Genomic DNA, 20,015 nt, shown 5'->3' on the forward strand with positions numbered 1-20,015 from the left:
AAATGATTTTACTTAAAAATTCTGTTAAAATACATTTAGCAGATCTGCTAAAAATGATGAAGTATACTGCTTCAACCGCATTATTTTAATACACAATATATATTTTGTTATTCACAGACTTAAAATTAATTAAGCCCATTCTTGATGCGCTTCAAAATGAAGGCTACGAAAAGCCTACTCCTATTCAGGAACAGGCAATTCCTTCCATATTAGAACACAGAGATGTTTTAGGAACAGCACAAACAGGAACAGGAAAAACTGCCGCTTTCGCCATTCCTATTTTACAAAATCTTACCGAAAGAAAAGCACCGAAAAATAATCATATAAAAGCTTTGATTCTTACTCCTACAAGAGAATTGGCCATTCAGATTGAAGAAAGCTTTAATGCTTATGGTAAAAACTTACCCCTCAGAAAATTGGTGATTTTTGGTGGTGTAAAACAGGGAAATCAGGAAGCAGCCTTGAGAAAAGGTGTAGATATTTTGGTAGCAACTCCGGGAAGATTGCTGGATTTTGTTGCACAGGGAATTATTTCACTTAAGAATCTTGAAATATTTGTTCTGGACGAAGCCGACAGAATGCTGGATATGGGTTTTGTACACGATGTGAAAAGAATCATCAAGCTTATACCTCAAAAAAGACAAACTTTATTTTTCTCTGCAACAATGCCGACGGAAATTCAGAAACTGGCAGATTCTATTCTGAATACTCCGATAAAAGTTTCTGTGACCCCAATTTCCTCTACAGCAGAAACGATTAAGCAATCTATCTATTTTGTTGAAAAAGATGATAAAATTGCTCTTTTAACCCATATTTTAAAAAATGATATCTCGGGTTCAGTGTTGGTTTTTGCACGAACAAAACACGGTGCCGATAAAATTTCAAAAAAACTTCAGCAAAGCCATATCACCACAGAAGCGATTCACGGAAATAAATCTCAGAATGCAAGACAAAATGCCCTGAATAATTTTAAATCCGGAAAAACACGTGTTTTGATTGCCACAGACATTGCTGCAAGAGGGATCGATATCGATGAACTGAAATATGTTGTGAATTTCGAACTTTCCGATGTTGCAGAAACATATGTTCACAGAATCGGGAGGACCGGAAGAGCAGGTTCTGAAGGGAGCTCAATCTCATTTGTGGACGGTTTAGATTTATTGAATCTGAAAGACACCGAAAAACTGATCGGAATGAAAATTCCTGTGGTAAAAGATCACCCATTTCACACAGACAATTTGGTTGTTGAAAAAAGAGATTCTAATAATAAACCCTTTACTCCGAGACCTAAACCAAAAGATCCGTCTCAACAGAGAAAAGACATTGGTTTTAAAAAACCGAAGAATAAGAGTAATTTTTCGAGAAAGAAATAATAAATAGCAAGCCTTCCGATTGGAAGGCTTGCTATTTATTATTTCAATTTATAAACGCTAATCGAATCATACCCAGACTGCCAAGTTTTAATGGGATTCGGATAAGATTTAATCTTATTTAATTCACTTTCTTTCAAACTATCTATTGTTGTTCGTTTTAAAGTATTTCTTAAAGAGAAAGTATAATCATCTGTCAGGTTATTAACACGAACAGCTAAAAAGCTTTGCTCTTTGGCTCTTACCAAAAAATGCGTAGGAAATATTAAATACTCTATTTTATTTTTAATTAAAAAGTTTCTAAAATTTCCTGGCTTCATGTCGTTAAAATAATCTTTATTCGCAACTAATCCGTCTGCAGGAATAACATTAAAACCAGAATAAAAAGCAAATTTTCCCGGAAAATCATAGACAAAGATTCTTGAGCGCTTAGGAATATTTCTCTCAAATTCTTGTGCTGTTTTCATTACTAGATCATTGGATTTTTTCTCTAACTTAGAATAACTGGCAAAGACATTATTCTGAAGACTAAAGCTGGTAGTAAGCTTTAACCATGCGATTCCACAGACAAAGATCATAGCACCTAAAAATACAATTCTATCGAAAGCTATTTTTTTTAATATACTATTTTCTAAAACACGCATGACATCATAAATAAACATGCCACAGAAAAACATTTGAGAAACAAAATACCACTGTCCTATTTCAGATTGAAATATCAAATTATAAATAAGATGAAGAAAACTTCCCAATAAAAATGAAATTTTAATAGCCCGAAAAGGATTTTTTTTGTCTAAAATTAAAAAAACGAAATATAGAACACCACAAAGGGCAAATAATTTTGGAAAAAGGTCAAACTTAATATATGGCTGGATGAGAGGGAATGTACTTTTAATCCTACCACTGATCGGAACAGCAGCATCAAAATAATAATAGTTTGATCCAATGTACGGAACTGATAAAACAGAAAAACCAATTAATATGATTCCCAAACTTTTAAGATTCCATTTTCGGTAATGCCAATATAAAAATCCAAAAGGAAGAACCACGAAAATATGATCTAAACGGGCTAAAAAAACCAGACTACAAATGAAACCAAATAAGAAATCATTCGTTAATCTTTTAGAAATATAAAATATAAGTAAAGCAAATGTAAAAAATGTGAGATGTGCCTCAATTAGATATAAAGTACCTAAACCAAAAAACATCAGACAATAAAATGCCAAGCTGAGAATTTTCCCAGTTTTGTTTTCTTTGAAAATCGTTTTTTCTAAAAGGATAAATCCGAAAAAAATTAATAAAACCTGAAAAATCCAGATGATATTTAATACAAAAAATTTATCAAAAGGATTAATTAATTCTGCTAATACACAAAAAAACATCCATAATGGATGAAAGCCATTAGTCAAATAGAGATCATTAAAACCCATAAAACTATAATGGATAATATTATACGCAATTTGCGGATAGAAAAAACCGTCATCAGCAGGAAACTTCGATGGATTTCCCAAGAAAAAAATTGAAGAAAGAAAAAGTAGATAATGATAGTTTTTTTTTATGAATTCCATTAATTAAAATTTATGTCACCGTTTTACTTTATTTCTCGTCAGATGATTAAATTTGGTTTATTAGTTACTTAGACCTTAAACAAACATTTTCTTAGCATTCTCACTCGTAATTCTCCCAATCTCAGCAAAATCTTTATTGTAAATGTTCACCAGTTTTCCGACAATGAGATCAAGATATGAGCTTTCATTTCTTTTTCCACGATGCGGAACAGGAGCCAAATATGGGGAATCTGTTTCCAGAACGATTTTATCCAAAGGAATTTCATGTAAAAACTGATCTATTTTACCATTTTTAAAGGTTACTACTCCACCGATTCCTAAAATAAAATTCAGATCTAAAGCATGTTTTGCCTGCTCCAAATTCCCTGAAAAACAATGAAAAATCCCACGAAGTTTCGGATGTTTTTTCCTTTCTAAAACCTCAAAAGTTTCATCAAAGCTTTCTCTGGTATGAATTACAATTGGCAAATCTTTTTCAATTGCCCAGTCGATTTGTTGTTCAAAAGCTTTCACCTGAATATCTAAAGTCGATTTATCCCAATACAGATCTATTCCGATTTCTCCGATTGCCGGAAAATGTCTTTGGTCGAGGTAATTTTTTGCGATTTCCAGTTCTTTTTCCCAGGATTCCGGCTTTACATAACAAGGATGCAATCCCATCATTGAGAAAATCTGATTTGGATATTCACTTTCCAGTTGAAGCATTTTTTCATGCGATTCAGAATCGATTGCCGGAAGATAAAACTTTGTAATTCCTTTATCTAAAGCTCTTTGAATTGCTTCTTTTCTGTCTTCATCAAATTCTTCAGAATATAAATGGGTATGCGTATCAATCATTATTTTAAAATTTCAAAAGATCTTCGTAAGGATTTTCTAAATGTAAAAGCATTCCGAAAGCTTGTTCGGTTTTCATTCCTTGTTTCTTGAGATCTATTATTTTTTGTTTAAACTTCTCTCCTTTTTCCTGTAAAATTTTGTATTCGGCAATCATGTGGAGATAAGCATTCTGTTGTGTTGTCGGTTTGTTTTGTCCGAAAATTTCGATAGAAAATTCTTCTAATTTAAAATTACAAACTAATGATTTTTCATTATTAATTTTAAAAATTTCAATATTTAAATCAAAATCCTTAAATGCTTGAATTAAAAATTTTTCAAACTCAACTTTATCCTTAACCTCGCAAATAATATCCAAATCACTTTCTTCAATATCAATTTCGATCGGAATAGTTCCTGCTAAGATTGGAGAATAATTTTTTAATATATCAAAGATTTTATATTTTGTGAGAACCTCATAAATTATTCTCTGCCTTTCATTTCCGATTTTCAGATAATCAAGCTTTGTAAAATCAATCATTTTAATAACATTAATCTTTGAACCTTATACCTTGAATATCGAATGCTTCACCTTCTGTTTTTGAACTTCAATTCTTTGGTTTAATTTTTCTTTAAACTCAATAAATTTCGGATCTTTTTCATCATTCGTTCGATGTTCTAAAGCTTTATTGATTTTAAAATTCTCTTTAATAAAATCTTTGGCTTCATCTGAAAAATAAGCTTCTCCAAATTTTTCAAAGATATAATTAACTGCCTGAGAATTGGGATGAATTAAATCTTCTTTATAAAATCTATAATCCCGTAAATCATCCATTAAAATCTCATAAATCGGAAGATAATGGCAATTTTCAAACTGTGAAATTACTTCATGAACCGTTGTTATCAATTTAGATTTACTTAATTGATTTTCAGTCATACCGTCTTTCGTATGACGAACTGGTGAAACGGTGAAAAGAATCTGTACATCATCTTTACAAATATCTTCCAGATTAATAATGGTATCATATATAGAATCTGTCAATTCCTGATTCGTCAAAAGTCTTTTCTCGAAGAATTTTTGTGGAATTTTATGACAATTGGCCACAAGCTTTTTCTTAGGTTCAAATTCATAGATAAATGAGGTTCCGTAAGTGATAATCACCCAGTTTGTTTCCTGTAAAAAACGGTTTCCTTCTTCTATTTTAGCATTGATTTTATCTAAAGTCTGATGAATATATCTCGTATCAAAACTCGTATGATGATCCAAAGAAATAAACTCATCGTGATATGCAATCAGTTCATCTTCATGATAAAATGCTGAATCATGAAGCCTTTTAACCGAATTATTAATCGAAAACGGATTAAAAATCGTCCCGAAAGGATTATTAACCGTCTGAAGTTGTCCTTTGTGGAACAAATCCGACATTTCCGAAGCAAAGCAAGAGCCTATTGAAAATATTTTATCTTCAATTTCAATCTTCTTCGGCGATGGTTTTATGTCAACTTCGGTACGAAATTTCATTTATATAATTTGAAAATTTGAGAATGGGCCAATTTGAAAATTAGGATTCTCTTCTCAAAAGGTAATTTGCAAGTTCTGTGAACGGTTTTTTCTTTTCCTCTGGAACATTAATTTTTGATAAGTAACTTTGGCCGATTTCATTATGCTTTTCAATTAAACGAAGTGCTTTTTCATCCACTCTTGTTCTTCTGAAAATCTTTTCTACACCGTAAACTTTATCAATATTATCGGTTTTTTTAGAATACCAGTAATCTAATTCTTTACGCTCTTCCTCCGTTCCGTGCTCTCTTGCCAAAAGATAAAGAACTGTTTTTTTATTCTCGTAAATATCGCCCGCATGTTTCTTACCAAACTGAGCCTGGTCTCCGAAAACATCCAGATAATCATCCATAATCTGGAAAGCGATACCGATATGTTTTCCGAAATTGAAAATCGCTTTTGCGTCTTTAAACTGAGCTTTAGCAATCATTGCTCCGATCTCAAATGAAGAAGCACTCAAAACTCCTGTTTTATACGTAATCATTCTGATATAATCATCGAACGTTACATTTTCCTGGGTTTCAAAATTGATATCATATTGCTGACCTTCACATAAAAGCAAACCTGTGTGAGTGAAGATTCTTACACATGCTTTAAAAATTTCGGGTTCAAGATCTTCAAAAAACTTGTACGCTTTCAGCATTAATCCGTCTCCGGAAAGGATCCCGGTATTGATCCCGTGAATGGTATGAATAGTTGGTTTGTTTCGTCTCAACGGTGCTTCATCCATAATATCATCATGGATCAAAGTAAAATTATGGAAAAATTCTATTGCCAAAGCCGGCTTTATCGCCATTTTCTGGTCGCCTCCAAACAGATCGCAAGCCATCAAAACCATGATGGGACGAAGTCGTTTTCCACCATGCGAAATGATATAATTCATTGGTTCATAAAGTTCCGTAGGCTTGTCTTTGAAAGTATATTTGCTAATCGCATCAGCAACAATATCTTGGTATCTGTCTAAAAATTCCATAAAATTTAATAGTTTGAACAAAAATACAATTTTCTGAGCTTTCTTTAAAGGAAAAATGATCACCGATTCTGCAATAAATCAATCTAAAAAAACGTTGAAATTTTTAAAATTGCTATTTACTGTTTTTGAATCAAATTTTACACGATCTCCAAGATAAACCTTAGAGACTTCCGCAGGGTTATTAAAAAACTCCTGTCTTTTATTTTTAAAATCAGCAGAAGTGGTAGAGATCGTATTTTTAGGCAATTCAGTGGAAATTTCTTCTTTCTTAATTTCACTTAAAACAAAATGGAACAGTTTTTTTTCATCATAAACCTCTACTACAAGCCCAGGAAGTCCCTTGAATCGGTACGGCCCGTCATTTACCGGTATTGAGATTGTAAACCATGCTTCAAATTTTCTGTTATTTATTATGCAATATGCATTCTGGCATTCGAAGTCTCCAATCTTTTTCCTGCTATTTCCTAAACTCCATTTTACAGGATTTTCAGTATAAGCAAAAGTAGCATTCACTACTTTATCATAAATTAAAATAGTGTTTTGAGATTTGTCCGAATAAACTTTTTGATTGACCCTGCTCTTTGGTAAAGTACTAAAATCGGCCATATTGCCTTTCTTTACATTGCTCAGCAATATTGAATCATTTTTCATTTTCACATAGCTGCAAAAGAATGATTCTTTCTGGTTTGACAATAAAACTGTTGTTTCTGTATTAACTTTGTTTACATCTGTAGAATCATTGTGATAAGTATATTCGTAGAAGTAGGCTGTATTAAAACTAATTTTCTGTGCATTGGAAAAATTAGCTATAAAAATGAATAATAATAAGATCTGTCTTTTCATAATTTTGGTATAAATAAATTACCCATCAATCAATGATGGGCATTTAGTTTGATTAAGGGGCACACATTATATAATCTGCTGCTTCCATATCACTTATAAGGCATTCTTGTCCCCAATCACTATCCCAGGTTATATAAGTAACCAATCCGCATGAAGTTCTTACAGGAATATTGCTAAATAATTTTTTTGATTTATTCGATGTCAGGTTTTCTGCACTTTCAGTATTTTGTACTTTTTCAACGTTCTCAGATTCTGATTTTTGAACAGAGGTTTCTTTTACCACATCTTTTGCACTCATTACTCCCGCCATTCCAAGAGCTAAAATTAAGATCATTTTTTTCATAATAATTTGAAATTTTAAATTAATATTTTTAAAAGTTTTTCGCGAATACTTTTATCAAAGATGAGCAAGAAATTTTCCTTATACAATTCCAAAAAGAATATAATTCATTTTATTTGGAATAATTCATTAAAACATATATATTTGCAATACATCACCAAATAATGAATAAAGACACTGGCTTTAAGATAAAAAAATTAAGAGAAGCTGAAAATATTTCTCAGGCAGAAATGGCTCACCACTTAGAAATTTCACAGAGTTACCTCAGTAAAATAGAGAACGGCTTTGTCGAAAAAATAGATTTCAAGTTAATTCAAAAAATTTCTACTTTCTTCAATAAAAACGTTCTTTATTTTTACGGTAAAAAAAATGACGGTATTCCCGAAAGGAATCTTGAACTTGATGCTATTCTGAAAAATATTTTTAAAAACCAAGAGCAGATCAATCATTTGGTAGAAATGCAAAACAATTTAATATTACAATTGGTCAATAAATAAGAATAAACAAAAAACTTTGCCCGGATAGACAAAGTTTTATATTGTTAAGAAAAATTCAGTTTAAGTTAAAAACGTTACCACTAAATAAGTAATTCCCGCAACAATTGCTGAGATTGGAATCGTTAAGACCCAAGCCCAAAGTAAGCTTACTGTAATACCCCAACGTACTGCTGAGATCCTTTTTGTAAGACCTACCCCGATAATCGAACCGGTAATTGTATGGGTTGTAGAAACCGGAATACCAAAGTGATCGGTAATGAAAAGCGTGATTGCTCCCGCAGTCTCTGCGCTTACTCCTTCCAATGGTGTTACTTTTGTAATCTTTGTCCCCATCGTTTTAATAATCTTCCAACCACCACTCATCGTTCCTAATGCAATCGCGATAAACGAAACCAGAGGAACCCAGATATAATGTTCAGAAAAATAATTAAAACGTTCTGCTGTAGGAATATTCAGATACTGAGGATCTGCAAGCATATTCACATGATAATAAATTAAAGCCGCACCAATAATACCCATTACTTTCTGTGCATCATTCAAACCGTGACCTAAACTGAATAAAGCTGAAGAAGCCAACTGAAGTCTCTTAAACGCTTTATCTGCCTTGTGTGGATTTGATTTTTTATAAAGATGAACAATAATAAGAGTAATGATGATCGAAATGATCATACCAATAATCGGAGCAAGGAAAATGAATAAGAAAATAGGGATTACTTTATCAAATTTCACAACGCTTTGCGTAGTCACTTTCATGATAGCTTCCTTTATGGTTGCAAACATTCCGAGATCAGGTTGTGCTGCAACAACTTCATGATAATCCATCATAAATGCATGCATTAAAGCTGCTCCTAAAAATCCCCCGATCAAAGTGTGAGATGATGATGAAGGAATACCAAACCACCAAGTCAAAAGGTTCCATGCAATCGCTGCAATAAGACCTGAAAATATTACTTCGAGCGTAATAAAGTTTTCGTTTACGGTTTTGGCAATCGTATTACCGATTTTGAATTCCCCGATAATATAAACGGCGATAAAGAACGCTGCAAAATTCCACAATGCTGCCCAAAGTACGGCCTGAAATGGCGTAAGAACTTTAGTCGAAACAATTGTTGCAATAGAGTTTGCCGCATCATGAAAACCGTTGATGTAATCGAAGATTAAAGCTAAAGCAATAATAACCGTAAGTAAAATAGGAAATTCCATTTCTGTTATATTGTTTTATGCGTATTTAATCATGATGTTCTCAATCGTGTTGGCAACATCTTCTGCTTTATCGGTTACTACTTCAAGATAATTTAATACGGATGAAACTTTGATGATATTGATTGCATCATTGGTTTCAAACAATTCTACCATAGAATTTGAAAGAAGGTCATCTGCAATGTTTTCGATAGAATTCACTTTGATACAAGCTTCTTTCACCTGTTCCATGTTTTTAAACCCTTTAAGATTTTTCATCGCATTCTGAATCTCAAGACAAGCTTTGTGAATCAATAGAGAAAAATCTGCATAAGCTCTCATCAAAGGAGACTTATAAAGGAAAATATATTTTGCAGAAGCATAGATGTAATCTGCGATGTCATCTAAACCTGTTGCTAAAGTGTGAATATCTTCACGATCAAAAGGAGTAATGAAGTTTTTCCCCAATTCAACGAAAATCTCGTGAGTAAGTTCATCATTTTTATGCTCATAGTCGCTCATCAGTTTCAACATAGAATCGTCATTCAGATCGAAATCCTTGATTCCGTGGTTGAAATCGTTAGACATAGCAACCAGATTATCTGTAACTTTTTCGAAAAGTACAAAAAAGATTTTATCTTTCGGTTGAAAAGCGTGGAAAATATTACCAATTCCCATTTTATAGTATTTATAAATTCGTGTGCAAATTTCCTAAAAAAGCATCTTATCAAAAAGCTTCCCGCGTTAATTTTTGTTCACATTGAAGGAATTTTTGTTCACATTTAAACAAAAAAGCCGACATTATTGCCGGCTCGTTGTATGGTATAAAGAGAAGATTAGTTAGCTTCTTCAGCTCTCATATCTTTTCCTTTGAATTTCATTGAAGAAATATTTCCTAAAAGTTCGTTTTTGTACGATTTTTCAACTTCAAAGAATGAGAATTTTTCAAGGATCTCGATATTACCGATTTCCGCTCTCTTGTTTCCTTTGCTAGAAGTTGCTTTGTTGATGATTTCTAAAACGTCAAGTTTCTTCAATTGGTCTTTTTTACCAAGATTAAAGAAAAATCTCGTCATATTTTCATCTCTTTGTCTTGGCTTACCACCACGATCGCTTCTGCCTCTCTCGCCTCTACCGTCACGATCGCCTCTTGGCCCTCTGTCACGGTCACGGTCTCTACCTCTGTCTCGATCTCTTCTGTCTCCTCTTCCTCCTCTGTCATCATCTCTGCTGCTCATTTTCTGCTCCAGAAGATCATGTCTGTCTTTATAATACAAAGCAAGATCTTTCAATTGGAACTGAAGTAATTTGTGCACCAATTCTTCTTTGGTAAATTCTGATAAATCAGGAATCAAAGAATCATCAAATTCAAAGAAATCTTCATGAACTTCAAAAAGACTTTCGAAAACACCTCCAACCTGAGCTTTAATAATATCTTCTCCGGTAGGAATTCTAGCTTCATTAATCTCAATTTTAGTTGTCGATTTTATCTGCTTCAGCTTTCTGCTTTCTTCAGGTTTAATCAAAGAAATAGAAATACCATCTTTTCCAGCTCTACCTGTTCTACCACTTCTGTGAACGAATACTTCAGGATCATCCGGTAAAGAATAATGTACAACGTGAGTCAGTGAATTTACATCCAAACCTCTCGCCGCAACGTCTGTTGCCACCAAAATATCGATGTTTTTCAGTCTGAACTTCTTCATTACCGTATCTCTCTGCGCCTGAGAAAGATCACCATGAAGTGCATCTGCTGCATAACCATTCTGCATCAGGAAATCAGCAACTTCCTGAGTTTCCATTCTTGTACGGCAGAAAATAATTGAATATTGATTAGGATTCGAATCGATCAATCTCTTCAAAGCCTCTTTTTTCTGACGGTAACCTGCCACATAATATTCATGTTTGATGTTCTTTTTAACTTCGTTAATAGAACCAACAGAAATACGGTGAGGTTTTGTAAGATAATTTTTAGAAATTCTTTCTACTTCTTTGCTCATTGTAGCAGAGAAAAGGAAAGTTTGCTTGGTTTCAGGAGTAGTACTCATAATTGTTTCCAACTCGTCTTTGAAACCCATTGAAAGCATTTCATCTGCTTCGTCTAAAACCAACCAGTGAATTGCTGAAAAGTCTAATGCTTTTCTGTTGATCAAATCGATCACTCTTCCCGGAGTTCCTACAATAATCTGCGGTTTTTCCTTTAAAGAACGCATCTGATCCATAATACTGCTTCCACCATAAACTGCTGTAGTCTTAATGTTCTGCATGTATTTTGAATAATTTTTGATGTCTTTTGTAATCTGAAGACATAATTCTCGTGTCGGACAAAGCACCAAAAGTTGGATTTTGCGACTCGTATCGTCAATCATATCCAAAATCGGAAGCGAAAACGCTGCTGTTTTGCCTGTCCCTGTCTGCGCAAGTGCGATTAGATCGCGAATATCTGAAAGAATAAAAGGGATAGTCTGTTTTTGGATTTCTGTCGGGCTTTCGTAACCCAGTTCGCCAATTGCCTTAAGAATGTCAGGACTTAAATTGGTTTCCGTAAATAAATTCATTAAATATTATAAAATTTTTGCAAAGATACAATTTTTATTTGAATATTAAATTATATAATATTAACGAATTGATAATTTTATTTTAGAAAACCCTAATCATTTTTATATTTAATCAAAAAAACTACATCTTTTTTATTTTTAATTTAAAAATTTTTCAACAATAATTGTCATTATAGAATTATACAATTTTAATACTTATCATTATGGATCATTGAAAAATTTCTACTATTTTCTTTTCAATATAATTATTTACATTTGATAAAAATATAAATTATGGCATCTCATCTTTCTGCAAAAGTTTTTGATTTTCTTAATCTTATTGAAAAAAACAACAACCGTGAATGGTTTAATGAAAACAAAAATATTTTTACTGAAGCACAGACAGATTTTCAGGATTTTATAGAAGAACTTATTTCCGAAATGGGAAAATTTGATGAAGATCTATTAAAACTGGATGCCAAAAAATCATTACTCAGAATTTACCGTGACACCCGATTTTCAAAAGACAAAACACCTTACAAAACCTATTTCGGGGCTTCTTTGGGAATGGGAAAAATGAATTCAAAATCAGGATTTTACTTACACGTTGAATCCGGAAAATCTTTTTTAGCAAGCGGAATTTATTTACCCGACTCCCCTATTTTAAAACAAATCAGAAAAGAAATTTCTTTATTTAAAGATGATTTCATGAAGACCATTGAAGATAAAGATTTCAAAAAATATTACGGAGAACTCGACGACGAGAATAAACTGAAAAATGTTCCGCAAGGTTTTGAAAAAGAAGATCCAATGGCAGAATATTTAAAACTGAAAAGTTACATTGGTGTTCATAACATCACCAATAAAGAACTTTCTAATAAAAATGCAGTAAAAAGTGTTGCAAAAATCTTTGAAGCAGCAAAACCTCTGAATGATTTTCTGGATACCCCAATTTTAAATACTCAAAATTAGACATTAACCAAATAACTATTGATAATCAATTCGTTATAAATATCATTTTTTAACATCAATTTAACATTTTTCATTACCTTTGTTGGCCTTCAAATATTCACACCATGTCTTTATACCAGCAATTAGCGGAAAAACTACAGTACATTAGTCCGGGTTTTTATAAACAGAGGTATTTTAAAAATTTAAAAAACCTTACAAAAGAAAACTTTTCAGGACGAAATGTTGAGCCGGAGCTGGTTTGGATTAAAGAATATTTACAAAACGACACTGTTATTTTCGATATTGGCGCCAATGTAGGAACTTTCCTGTATCAGTTTGAAAACAAGCTGAATCACAAGAACATTTATGCTTTTGAACCTAATAAAAAATTAAACATCAGACTGAAAAGACTTTTTCCGTTGATGAACATTTTTTCTGTGGCACTTTCCGACGAAAATACAATGGCACAATTTAAAGTTCCGATCATCAAGGGAAAAATGGTTGCTTCAAGAGGAACACTAAATACGGAATATAAAGAAAAAGGAGAAGAAAGAAGTTACACCGAAACTGTAGAAGTCGTAAAACTGGATGATTGGACGAAATCAAAAAACATCCAAAAAATTGATTTCATTAAAATTGACGTGGAAGGAAACGAAATGAAAACCCTTTTTGGTGGAAAAAGCACAATACAGCAGTTCAGACCGACTTTGATGGTTGAAATGGAACAAAGACACCACGAACAACCCATCTGGAACGAAATTTCCGAAGTGGAAAACTGGGGTTTTGAAGCCCATTATTTAAACCGGAAAACATTTATACTTGAAAAACTTACTGAAGAAATATTAGTCAGAAATATCAGCGACGAAAAAAACAAAACCGACTACATCAACAATATTATTTTTATTCCTAAAAATTCCTAAAATCTAAGTATGAGTGTAGTTGCAAGGCAGGGTTTTAAGTATTCACTTATTGGTTATACGGCAACCCTGATCGGGATGTTCTCCATTTTCATTTTTACAAATGATCTGTTTTTTTACGGAACACTGCGATACATTATGTCTGCTGCAGAAATGCTGGTTCCTTTCGTTGTTTTAGGAATTTCTTATTCTAATGTGAAATTTTTTGGGAAAACTCATGACGACGACAAACATCAGAATATGCTGTCGCTTTCGTTAGCTTTGGTTTTTTTTAATTTTATTGTTTTCCTGCTCATTTTTTTTCTAATTCCTACTTTCTTTCCCGACTTTACAAAAATGAAAATCTGGGAGAACAAAAAATATATTCTCCCTCTTGTTCTCACACTTTCATTGTGTGCCATTTTAAATAAATACATTTCGAATTACAAAAGAATTGTTGTTTCTAATATTTTTGATAATCTTTTACCAAAACTGGCTAATTTAGGTTCGTTTTGCCTTTTCTTTTACTTTCAGTTTTCGGAACAGATTGCACTCGCTTTTTTCTTTGGAATGTTTGCCTTGATGCTTTCTGGATATATTTATTATACCAACAAACTTGAAAAAATAAGCTTTGATTTTAGTAGAGATTATTTTAAAAAAGATGATTTTTATAAAGAATTTGCAGCTTACAGCTTCTTCGGATTTCTGGGAACTTTTGGAAATCATATGGCAATCAACAACTATATGATCGGTGAATTTATTGGTGAGGAGGAGATTGCGATTTACAGTATTTTACTAGCTCTTATTTCTTTGATTTCTATTCCGCAACTGGGTTTATTTAATATTTCCGCACCGATTATCAGAAAGAATTTAGCCGACGGCGACATGCTGGAACTCGACAGATTTCATAAAAAAACGTCATTAACCATTTATTTTCTTGGTGCTGTCTTGTTTGGCTGTATCATGGTAGGATTCCCATATTTAACTCATTTTATGCCTAATAAAGGTGATATGCTGAGAATGTATGAACCAGTCATCTGGATTTGGGGTTCTGCAGTTTTGATGGATCTGGCTACAGGATTTAACGGAAACATTATTTCACTTTCAAAATACTACCGATTCAATATTATTGTGATGCTTTTATTGGCAGGATTAACGATTGGGCTAAACTGGTATTTCATTCATTATACCGACCTTTCATTGATTGGAATTGCTTTATCGACAGCAATTTCTGTGACAACTTATAATTTGATAAAAGTGATCTTCAATTATTTTATGTTTAAAGTTTCACCTTTTTCAATTGAAATGATTTTTGTATCGATCATCTGTACTTTGGCGATTACGGTTGCGATTGTGCTGCCGGTTTTCGAGAATAATTTCATCAATTTGGTCTACAAACCAGCAGTTGTTTTATTATTGATTTTTATTGGAAATCATTTCACCAAAATATTCCCGATTGAGCAGTATATCAATAGAAATTTCATCAAAAGTATCCTGAAATTTAAATAAGTCTAAACAGAAGATTTTCTAAATTTCTGAGAACAATTTCTTTATTATAATCCTGCTGAAAATCATATTTCAAGTTTTTTAATTCATCAAATTGCTGAATGATATTTTCTTTTTCCTGAATAATAAAGCCAAGATTTGAAGAATAATTTTTCGGAAAAACAGCCATTTTACCAAACTTAATGGCATCACCGATATTTCCTGTCATTTTTGTTTTACCATAGATTTCTTCCTGACTGAAAAACCGTGTTTTCTGCTGAATCGGACACCAAAGAACATCAGCTTTTTTCATCCAGATTTCAAAATCTTTCTGAGAAACTCTTTCAGTAAAATATGTAACATTAAATTTCTCTGCAACTTTTTCTATGCTTTCAAGCTCCTCTCCTTTTGCTTTTCCAAGAAGTACAAATTCTATTTTTTTTGATTCTTCGGAATTCTTGATAACGTTTAAAACACGTTGATAATCACGTCTTTTTTGAGAAACTCCACCCGGAATGACTATCGTTAAAAATTCATTTTTATTCTGGTAAAAATCTTTAGTATAAAAAAGTGGTAAAAACTGATATTCTGAAGATGAAAAAGTTTGATCCAAAACCAATAATTGGTTAGCTTTTTTATAAACTTTTGAAGCATTAAATAATCCTTCTTTCCACCACAATTTCAGTCGATAAATAATATCTTCCTTGAAAATATTTTTAATTAAGTCTAATCGCGAAGCTTTCGAAAAATTAAGATTATGAACAATCACCGCCGTTTTGTATTTCTGAGTGACATTCAGAAAAGTATTGAAATAACGATGTACGGTTCCGATAATGATTAAATCATAGTTCTTTGCCTGCAACTGATCCAAAATCATTGAGCTATCTGACAAAAAAATATTTTCAGAACTCCCTTGAATTTGTTTTTTAATCTTTTCAGAAAAATAATAATCTACAGAAAACGCTTTTGAATCTTTCATTAAATCCAAAAAATCTGCAGCAATTTCCGCATGCGTATCGATTTCTATGTAGGCTATTTTTTTCATTGAAATTTTAGATCTTATATTTTGGCTAAAGCCAATGGAAAATTCTTGTTTTTGTAAATAGGCTAAAGCCCATTTCTATTGAATCAAAAGAATCACATTTTAAACCACTTCTTTTTAAACTGATTCCAACGTTGCTGATTAATTACTTTTTGTTCATCTTTTGAAATTTTCAGCTCAAGATTTTGAGATTTGCATTTTTCATACGAACTGATAATCTGAAATAGAAATGAAGGCGATTTTATTTTCATGGCTTCTTTTGCAGATGCAACATAGGTTAAGAATCGGTTTAAACCTAAAAAATAAAAATATCTTCCGTAATAATCTGCTGGTTTTATCGTATAATCTGCCCCTTTTACTTTAATTAATTTAACGTGCAATTCAGGCAAAACTATTTCTTTCCAGCCTAAATTTTGCAGTAAAATTGCATCGATATTATCCCAGCCCAAAGTTTCACGCAAACCGCCCATTTGTAAAAAACATTCTTTTCTGTATGCTTTCATCGGGCCGCGAACATGATGTTTATTGGAATTCCCTTCATAAACCCATTCGCTATTTTTTTCAACATATAAAAGTCCGCCAACCAAACCGTAATCCGGATTTTCTACAAAAGCATTCGCAACGATCTGAAGATAGTTTTCATTTAAAATAATATCCGAATCGAATTTACAGATAATATCAAATTCATTAATAACCTGCGTTTGTAATCCTTTTTTGAATGCTGCAACAACTTTTGAGCCCGGTTGATGAGCTGATTTTTGCAAATTAATAGTTTCAAATCTGGAATCGCTTTCAGTATATTTTTTGATCACTTCAGAAGTTCCGTCAGTCGAGCCATCGTTTACAACGACAACTTTAAAATCCTTAAAACTTTGCTGCTGTAAAGAATCTAAAGTAAATGGAAGATTATTTTCTTCGTTGTGCGCAGGAATAATGATGAGAAATTTCAAGCTGAATCAGTTTAAAAATATATAGCGATAATTGACAACTGCAAAAGTACGTCAATTATCGCTTATGAATATCCATTTAATATTATTTATTATGCGGTTTAAGCATGTTTACAGGATCTAAAATTTCGTCTAATTTTTCCTGTGAAAGCAAACTTTGTTCAAGAACTAAATTATAAACACTTTTCCCTGTCTCCAAAGCTTCTTTCGCGATTTTTGTAGACTGCTTATATCCGATGTAAGGGTTCAGAGCGGTTACAATTCCGATGCTGTGTTTTACCATATTCAGACAAACCTCTTTATTGGCGGTAATTCCGACAACACACTTGTCACGAAGGGTATCTAATGCATTGCAAAGGAAATGAATGTTTTCCATAATGGCATGAGAAAGCACAGGTTCCATTACATTCAGCTGCAATTGGCCTGCTTCTGCGGCGAAAGTTACGGTAAGATCATTTCCGATTACTTTAAAACAAACCTGATTTACAACTTCCGGAATTACAGGATTTACTTTTCCAGGCATTATCGAAGAACCCGGCTGCATTGGCGGAAGATTGATTTCAGACAATCCCGCTCTTGGCCCTGAAGAAAGCAATCTTAAATCGTTACAGATTTTTGAAAGTTTCACGGCAAGACGTTTCATTGCTGATGAATAAATCACATAAGACCCCGTATCAGGCGTTGCCTCGACCAAATCCGGTGCAGATACAACAGGATAACCTGTAATTTCAGCTAAATTTTTAGCACAAAGCGTTGCGTAGCCTACAGGAGCATTAATTCCTGTTCCGATTGCCGTTGCACCCATATTAACCTCGACAAAAAGATTGGCGTTATTATTTAATTTTGAAATATCTTCTTCCAAGGTTGCGGCAAATGCTTCAAACTCCTGCCCCATTGTCATCGGAACTGCATCCTGAAGCTGAGTTCGACCCATTTTGATTACATCATGAAACTGTTTTCCTTTCTCACGAAAAGCGACAACAATACTTTCAAGCTTTTGAACAAGAGTAGCATTCATTTGCAACAGCCCCATCTTGATTGCAGTTGGATAAGCGTCATTGGTAGACTGTGAAAGATTGATATGATCATTTGGTGAACAAAATTCATATTCACCTTTATTTTTTCCTAATTTTTCTAAAACACGGTTGGCAATCACTTCATTGGCATTCATGTTAATAGAAGTTCCTGCCCCTCCCTGAATCATATCTACAGGAAACTGTTCGTGCAGTTTTCCTAATAATATTTCATCGCAGGCTTCTGCAATTTTAAAATATAAATCTTCATCTAAAAGTCCCAGCTCATAATTCGTTTTTGCCGCCGCTTTTTTCACGAAAGCCAAACCTTTGATAAATTCCGGATATGACGACAAAAGCTGTCCTGAAATTTTGAAGTTATCAATCGCTCTTTGCGTCTGAACTCCGTAATAAGCATTGATAGGAACGTTTAATTCTCCGAGAAGATCACTTTCTTTTCTGAAATTTTCCATAAAATAAGTTTGAGTATTAGGCTAAGTTTGAGATTGAAAATTACGTACAATATTTAAATTTTCACCCTCAATATGAACCTTACTTAGAATATTTTTGATTTAAAGCCTGAAGAATTGCCCAAGTTTCGGCATCCATAATTCCGTCATAATTTTGTGGTCGGAAATGATACTGCAGTGCTTCAATAGTTTTTTTGGTAACATCATCCCATTTTCCACTCGGCTGAATGTCATAACCAAACTTTTGCAAAGCAGTCTGAGCTAAAAATATAAATGCCGGCTCATTATATCTTGTAGAAATATCGGTTTGTGCAGTGGTAAGAAGCGTTTGTTTTGCTGCTTCATCATACCACATTCCTATTTGATATTCATCATATAATTTTTTCCATGGGAAAAGCGGGCCTGGATCCTGTTTTCTTGTCGGGGCAATATCCGAATGCGCCAAAACATTAGTTGCAGGAATTTGGTATCTTGTAACAATATCTTTTGCTAAAGCTGCCACCTTTTTGACCTGTTCATCACTGAAAGGCTGGAAAATTTTCGCACCAGTTGCATCTGCAGTGTATCCCATATTTACAATTTCAATTCCTATGGAAGTGTCGTTAAGATTTTTGTCTGAACGCCATGCACTTACTCCTGCATGATAAGATCGTTTGTTTTCATCCACCAATTGATAGATTTCGTTATCTCCAAGATTATTTACAAGATAATGTGCGCTTACCGATTGCTGCGTAAGAACTTCAACAGATTTATCATCAGGTAAAACGGTATAATGTAAGATCAGATATTTCTGTCTAAAATTTTGAGCAATCGCAGGAAAATGCGTTTTCACTACTTTGTAACCTGCTGGTTTTGCTGATACAATTGAACCGTAGCTAATCGTATTGTCATTCTTTGTAGCATCAGCAATATTTGTTGTGAAAAATTCTACGCCATGCTCATTTGTAATTTTAGGTTTAGGTTTCTCTACAGAGTCGGTTTTTGTTACAGATTTTGGCTGTGAAGTCACTGTTTTAGGTCGGTACGTAGTTTTTTTAATATTTTTTTGTGAAGTACACGAAAAAACCAACGTGCTTAAGCCGATGATATATAATGTCTTACGCATTAGTTTACTTTTTTAATCGTTTATTAGCGTAAAAATACGTAATTTTTTCTTGAATTTTATTTGGTAAATAAAGAAATCTATTCTATATTTGCACTCGCAATAACAGAACAAAGATCTTTAAAATATAAATAAAAAGGAGGGTTGCCGGAGTGGTTAACGGAGCAGTTTGCTAAACTGTCGACGCGAAAGTGTCGCAAGGGTTCGAATCCCTTACCCTCCGCATTTATTTCTTTCGGGGCGTAGCGTAGTCCGGTCATCGCGCCTGGTTTGGGACCAGGAGGTCGCAGGTTCGAATCCTGCCGCCCCGACAGTTTTCGGTAATTTTCTCAAAATTACAAATGGGTGCGTAGCTCAGCTGGATAGAGCATTCCGATTCTCGGAACGGTCAAATTCAGATACTACCACTTAAAAAGTTTTCAGTAATT

Annotated in this window: 19 protein-coding genes and 2 tRNA genes; 7 read left to right on the forward strand and 14 right to left on the reverse strand. The window is 33.2% G+C overall.

The genetic code is table 11. The features are described 5' to 3' along the window. Positions 1-104 precede the first annotated feature (104 nt). Positions 105-1,373 (forward strand): DEAD/DEAH box helicase, encoded by a 1,269-nt coding sequence (locus BM371_RS14880; RefSeq protein ID WP_034679440.1) that lies wholly within the window; start codon positions 105-107, stop codon positions 1,371-1,373. A 38-nt stretch (positions 1,374-1,411) separates the two neighbouring features. On the opposite strand, the gene BM371_RS14885 is transcribed toward BM371_RS14880, so the two are convergent. The 7 genes from BM371_RS14885 to BM371_RS14915 form a co-directional block, all read right to left on the reverse strand. Then, positions 1,412-2,578, reverse strand: coding sequence for a hypothetical protein (locus BM371_RS14885; protein WP_131431018.1), 1,167 nt, complete (start codon positions 2,576-2,578; stop codon positions 1,412-1,414). A gap of 435 nt (positions 2,579-3,013) precedes the next feature. Beyond that, positions 3,014-3,775, reverse strand: coding sequence for a TatD family hydrolase (locus BM371_RS14890; RefSeq protein WP_034679437.1), 762 nt, complete (start codon positions 3,773-3,775; stop codon positions 3,014-3,016). A gap of 4 nt (positions 3,776-3,779) precedes the next feature. Continuing rightward, positions 3,780-4,292: a DUF4269 domain-containing protein gene (locus BM371_RS14895; protein WP_034679434.1), complete on the reverse strand. Its 513-nt coding sequence runs from the start codon at positions 4,290-4,292 to the stop codon at positions 3,780-3,782. Between the two features lie 24 nt (positions 4,293-4,316). After that, complete coding sequence (locus BM371_RS14900; RefSeq protein ID WP_034679433.1) at positions 4,317-5,273, reverse strand: GSCFA domain-containing protein; 957 nt, start codon at positions 5,271-5,273, stop codon at positions 4,317-4,319. 40 nt (positions 5,274-5,313) lie between these two features. Continuing rightward, positions 5,314-6,285 carry a polyprenyl synthetase family protein gene (locus BM371_RS14905; RefSeq protein ID WP_034679598.1) on the reverse strand — a complete coding sequence of 324 codons (972 nt, stop codon included), beginning with the start codon at positions 6,283-6,285 and terminating at the stop codon, positions 5,314-5,316. Between the two features lie 78 nt (positions 6,286-6,363). Continuing rightward, positions 6,364-7,128: a GLPGLI family protein gene (locus BM371_RS14910; RefSeq protein ID WP_034679432.1), complete on the reverse strand. Its 765-nt coding sequence runs from the start codon at positions 7,126-7,128 to the stop codon at positions 6,364-6,366. Between the two features lie 52 nt (positions 7,129-7,180). Then, positions 7,181-7,471: a hypothetical protein gene (locus BM371_RS14915; protein ID WP_034679430.1), complete on the reverse strand. Its 291-nt coding sequence runs from the start codon at positions 7,469-7,471 to the stop codon at positions 7,181-7,183. 161 nt (positions 7,472-7,632) lie between these two features. Here BM371_RS14915 and BM371_RS14920 point away from each other — a divergent pair, with 161 nt between their 5' ends. Then, positions 7,633-7,965 (forward strand): helix-turn-helix domain-containing protein, encoded by a 333-nt coding sequence (locus tag BM371_RS14920; protein WP_034679428.1) that lies wholly within the window; start codon positions 7,633-7,635, stop codon positions 7,963-7,965. Positions 7,966-8,025: 60 nt separating this feature from the next. On the opposite strand, the gene BM371_RS14925 is transcribed toward BM371_RS14920, so the two are convergent. The 3 genes from BM371_RS14925 to BM371_RS14935 all read right to left on the reverse strand — a co-directional run bounded on the left by BM371_RS14925 (position 8,026) and on the right by BM371_RS14935 (position 11,702). Next, positions 8,026-9,168, reverse strand: coding sequence for an inorganic phosphate transporter (locus tag BM371_RS14925; protein ID WP_034679427.1), 1,143 nt, complete (start codon positions 9,166-9,168; stop codon positions 8,026-8,028). A 15-nt stretch (positions 9,169-9,183) separates the two neighbouring features. Continuing rightward, the gene (locus tag BM371_RS14930; RefSeq protein WP_034679426.1) at positions 9,184-9,822 is read right to left on the reverse strand and encodes a DUF47 domain-containing protein; all 639 of its coding nucleotides are present in this window, start codon (positions 9,820-9,822) and stop codon (positions 9,184-9,186) included. A gap of 158 nt (positions 9,823-9,980) precedes the next feature. After that, the gene (locus tag BM371_RS14935) at positions 9,981-11,702 is read right to left on the reverse strand and encodes a DEAD/DEAH box helicase (RefSeq protein ID WP_034679424.1); all 1,722 of its coding nucleotides are present in this window, start codon (positions 11,700-11,702) and stop codon (positions 9,981-9,983) included. A 273-nt stretch (positions 11,703-11,975) separates the two neighbouring features. On the opposite strand from BM371_RS14935, the gene BM371_RS14940 reads away from it, so the two are divergent. The 3 genes from BM371_RS14940 (at position 11,976) to BM371_RS14950 (ending at position 15,037) form a co-directional block, all read left to right on the forward strand. Beyond that, entirely contained in the window at positions 11,976-12,653 is a 678-nt protein-coding gene (locus BM371_RS14940; RefSeq protein ID WP_034679423.1) for a DUF2461 domain-containing protein, read from the forward strand. A 104-nt stretch (positions 12,654-12,757) separates the two neighbouring features. Further along, a complete protein-coding gene (locus BM371_RS14945) occupies positions 12,758-13,552 on the forward strand; it encodes an FkbM family methyltransferase (protein ID WP_034679420.1) in 795 nt (264 codons plus the stop codon). Positions 13,553-13,561: 9 nt separating this feature from the next. Continuing rightward, entirely contained in the window at positions 13,562-15,037 is a 1,476-nt protein-coding gene (locus tag BM371_RS14950; protein WP_034679419.1) for a lipopolysaccharide biosynthesis protein, read from the forward strand. Here BM371_RS14950 and BM371_RS14955 read toward each other — a convergent pair. The 4 genes from BM371_RS14955 to BM371_RS14970 form a co-directional block, all read right to left on the reverse strand. Beyond that, on the reverse strand, positions 15,030-16,058 hold the full coding sequence (locus BM371_RS14955) for a hypothetical protein (RefSeq protein WP_034679417.1): 1,029 nt from the start codon (positions 16,056-16,058) through the stop codon (positions 15,030-15,032). The genes BM371_RS14950 and BM371_RS14955 overlap by 8 nt on opposite strands. 92 nt (positions 16,059-16,150) lie before the next feature. Further along, on the reverse strand, positions 16,151-17,005 hold the full coding sequence (locus tag BM371_RS14960) for a glycosyltransferase family 2 protein (RefSeq protein WP_034679415.1): 855 nt from the start codon (positions 17,003-17,005) through the stop codon (positions 16,151-16,153). Positions 17,006-17,087: 82 nt separating this feature from the next. After that, positions 17,088-18,488 carry an aspartate ammonia-lyase gene (aspA, locus tag BM371_RS14965; RefSeq protein WP_034679414.1) on the reverse strand — a complete coding sequence of 467 codons (1,401 nt, stop codon included), beginning with the start codon at positions 18,486-18,488 and terminating at the stop codon, positions 17,088-17,090. Between the two features lie 79 nt (positions 18,489-18,567). After that, positions 18,568-19,590, reverse strand: a complete 1,023-nt coding sequence (locus BM371_RS14970; protein WP_034679413.1) for an N-acetylmuramoyl-L-alanine amidase — start codon at positions 19,588-19,590, stop codon at positions 18,568-18,570. Positions 19,591-19,725: 135 nt separating this feature from the next. Between BM371_RS14970 and BM371_RS14975 the strand changes: the two genes are divergently transcribed. Together BM371_RS14975 and BM371_RS14980 are read left to right on the forward strand one after the other, a co-directional pair. Beyond that, positions 19,726-19,810 (forward strand) — tRNA-Ser (locus tag BM371_RS14975). A 13-nt stretch (positions 19,811-19,823) separates the two neighbouring features. Further along, positions 19,824-19,898: transfer RNA gene (locus BM371_RS14980), tRNA-Pro, on the forward strand. Positions 19,899-20,015 lie beyond the last annotated feature (117 nt).

The sequence above is a fragment of the Chryseobacterium formosense genome, assembly GCF_900116415.1.
GTDB lineage: Bacteria > Bacteroidota > Bacteroidia > Flavobacteriales > Weeksellaceae > Chryseobacterium > Chryseobacterium formosense.

Coding starts and splice junctions, on each gene's coding strand:
- BM371_RS14900 (WP_034679433.1), bottom strand. CDS start 5,273: ATGAAATTTCGTACCGAAGTTGACATAAAACCATCGCCGAAGAAGATT.
- BM371_RS14945 (WP_034679420.1), top strand. CDS start 12,758: ATGTCTTTATACCAGCAATTAGCGGAAAAACTACAGTACATTAGTCCG.
- BM371_RS14890 (WP_034679437.1), bottom strand. CDS start 3,775: ATGATTGATACGCATACCCATTTATATTCTGAAGAATTTGATGAAGAC.
- BM371_RS14920 (WP_034679428.1), top strand. CDS start 7,633: ATGAATAAAGACACTGGCTTTAAGATAAAAAAATTAAGAGAAGCTGAA.
- BM371_RS14895 (WP_034679434.1), bottom strand. CDS start 4,292: ATGATTGATTTTACAAAGCTTGATTATCTGAAAATCGGAAATGAAAGG.
- BM371_RS14910 (WP_034679432.1), bottom strand. CDS start 7,128: ATGAAAAGACAGATCTTATTATTATTCATTTTTATAGCTAATTTTTCC.
- BM371_RS14970 (WP_034679413.1), bottom strand. CDS start 19,590: ATGCGTAAGACATTATATATCATCGGCTTAAGCACGTTGGTTTTTTCG.
- BM371_RS14915 (WP_034679430.1), bottom strand. CDS start 7,471: ATGAAAAAAATGATCTTAATTTTAGCTCTTGGAATGGCGGGAGTAATG.
- BM371_RS14950 (WP_034679419.1), top strand. CDS start 13,562: ATGAGTGTAGTTGCAAGGCAGGGTTTTAAGTATTCACTTATTGGTTAT.
- BM371_RS14930 (WP_034679426.1), bottom strand. CDS start 9,822: ATGGGAATTGGTAATATTTTCCACGCTTTTCAACCGAAAGATAAAATC.
- BM371_RS14885 (WP_131431018.1), bottom strand. CDS start 2,578: ATGTTTTTTGGTTTAGGTACTTTATATCTAATTGAGGCACATCTCACA.
- BM371_RS14955 (WP_034679417.1), bottom strand. CDS start 16,058: ATGAAAAAAATAGCCTACATAGAAATCGATACGCATGCGGAAATTGCT.
- BM371_RS14935 (WP_034679424.1), bottom strand. CDS start 11,702: ATGAATTTATTTACGGAAACCAATTTAAGTCCTGACATTCTTAAGGCA.
- BM371_RS14925 (WP_034679427.1), bottom strand. CDS start 9,168: ATGGAATTTCCTATTTTACTTACGGTTATTATTGCTTTAGCTTTAATC.
- BM371_RS14940 (WP_034679423.1), top strand. CDS start 11,976: ATGGCATCTCATCTTTCTGCAAAAGTTTTTGATTTTCTTAATCTTATT.
- BM371_RS14905 (WP_034679598.1), bottom strand. CDS start 6,285: ATGGAATTTTTAGACAGATACCAAGATATTGTTGCTGATGCGATTAGC.
- aspA (WP_034679414.1), bottom strand. CDS start 18,488: ATGGAAAATTTCAGAAAAGAAAGTGATCTTCTCGGAGAATTAAACGTT.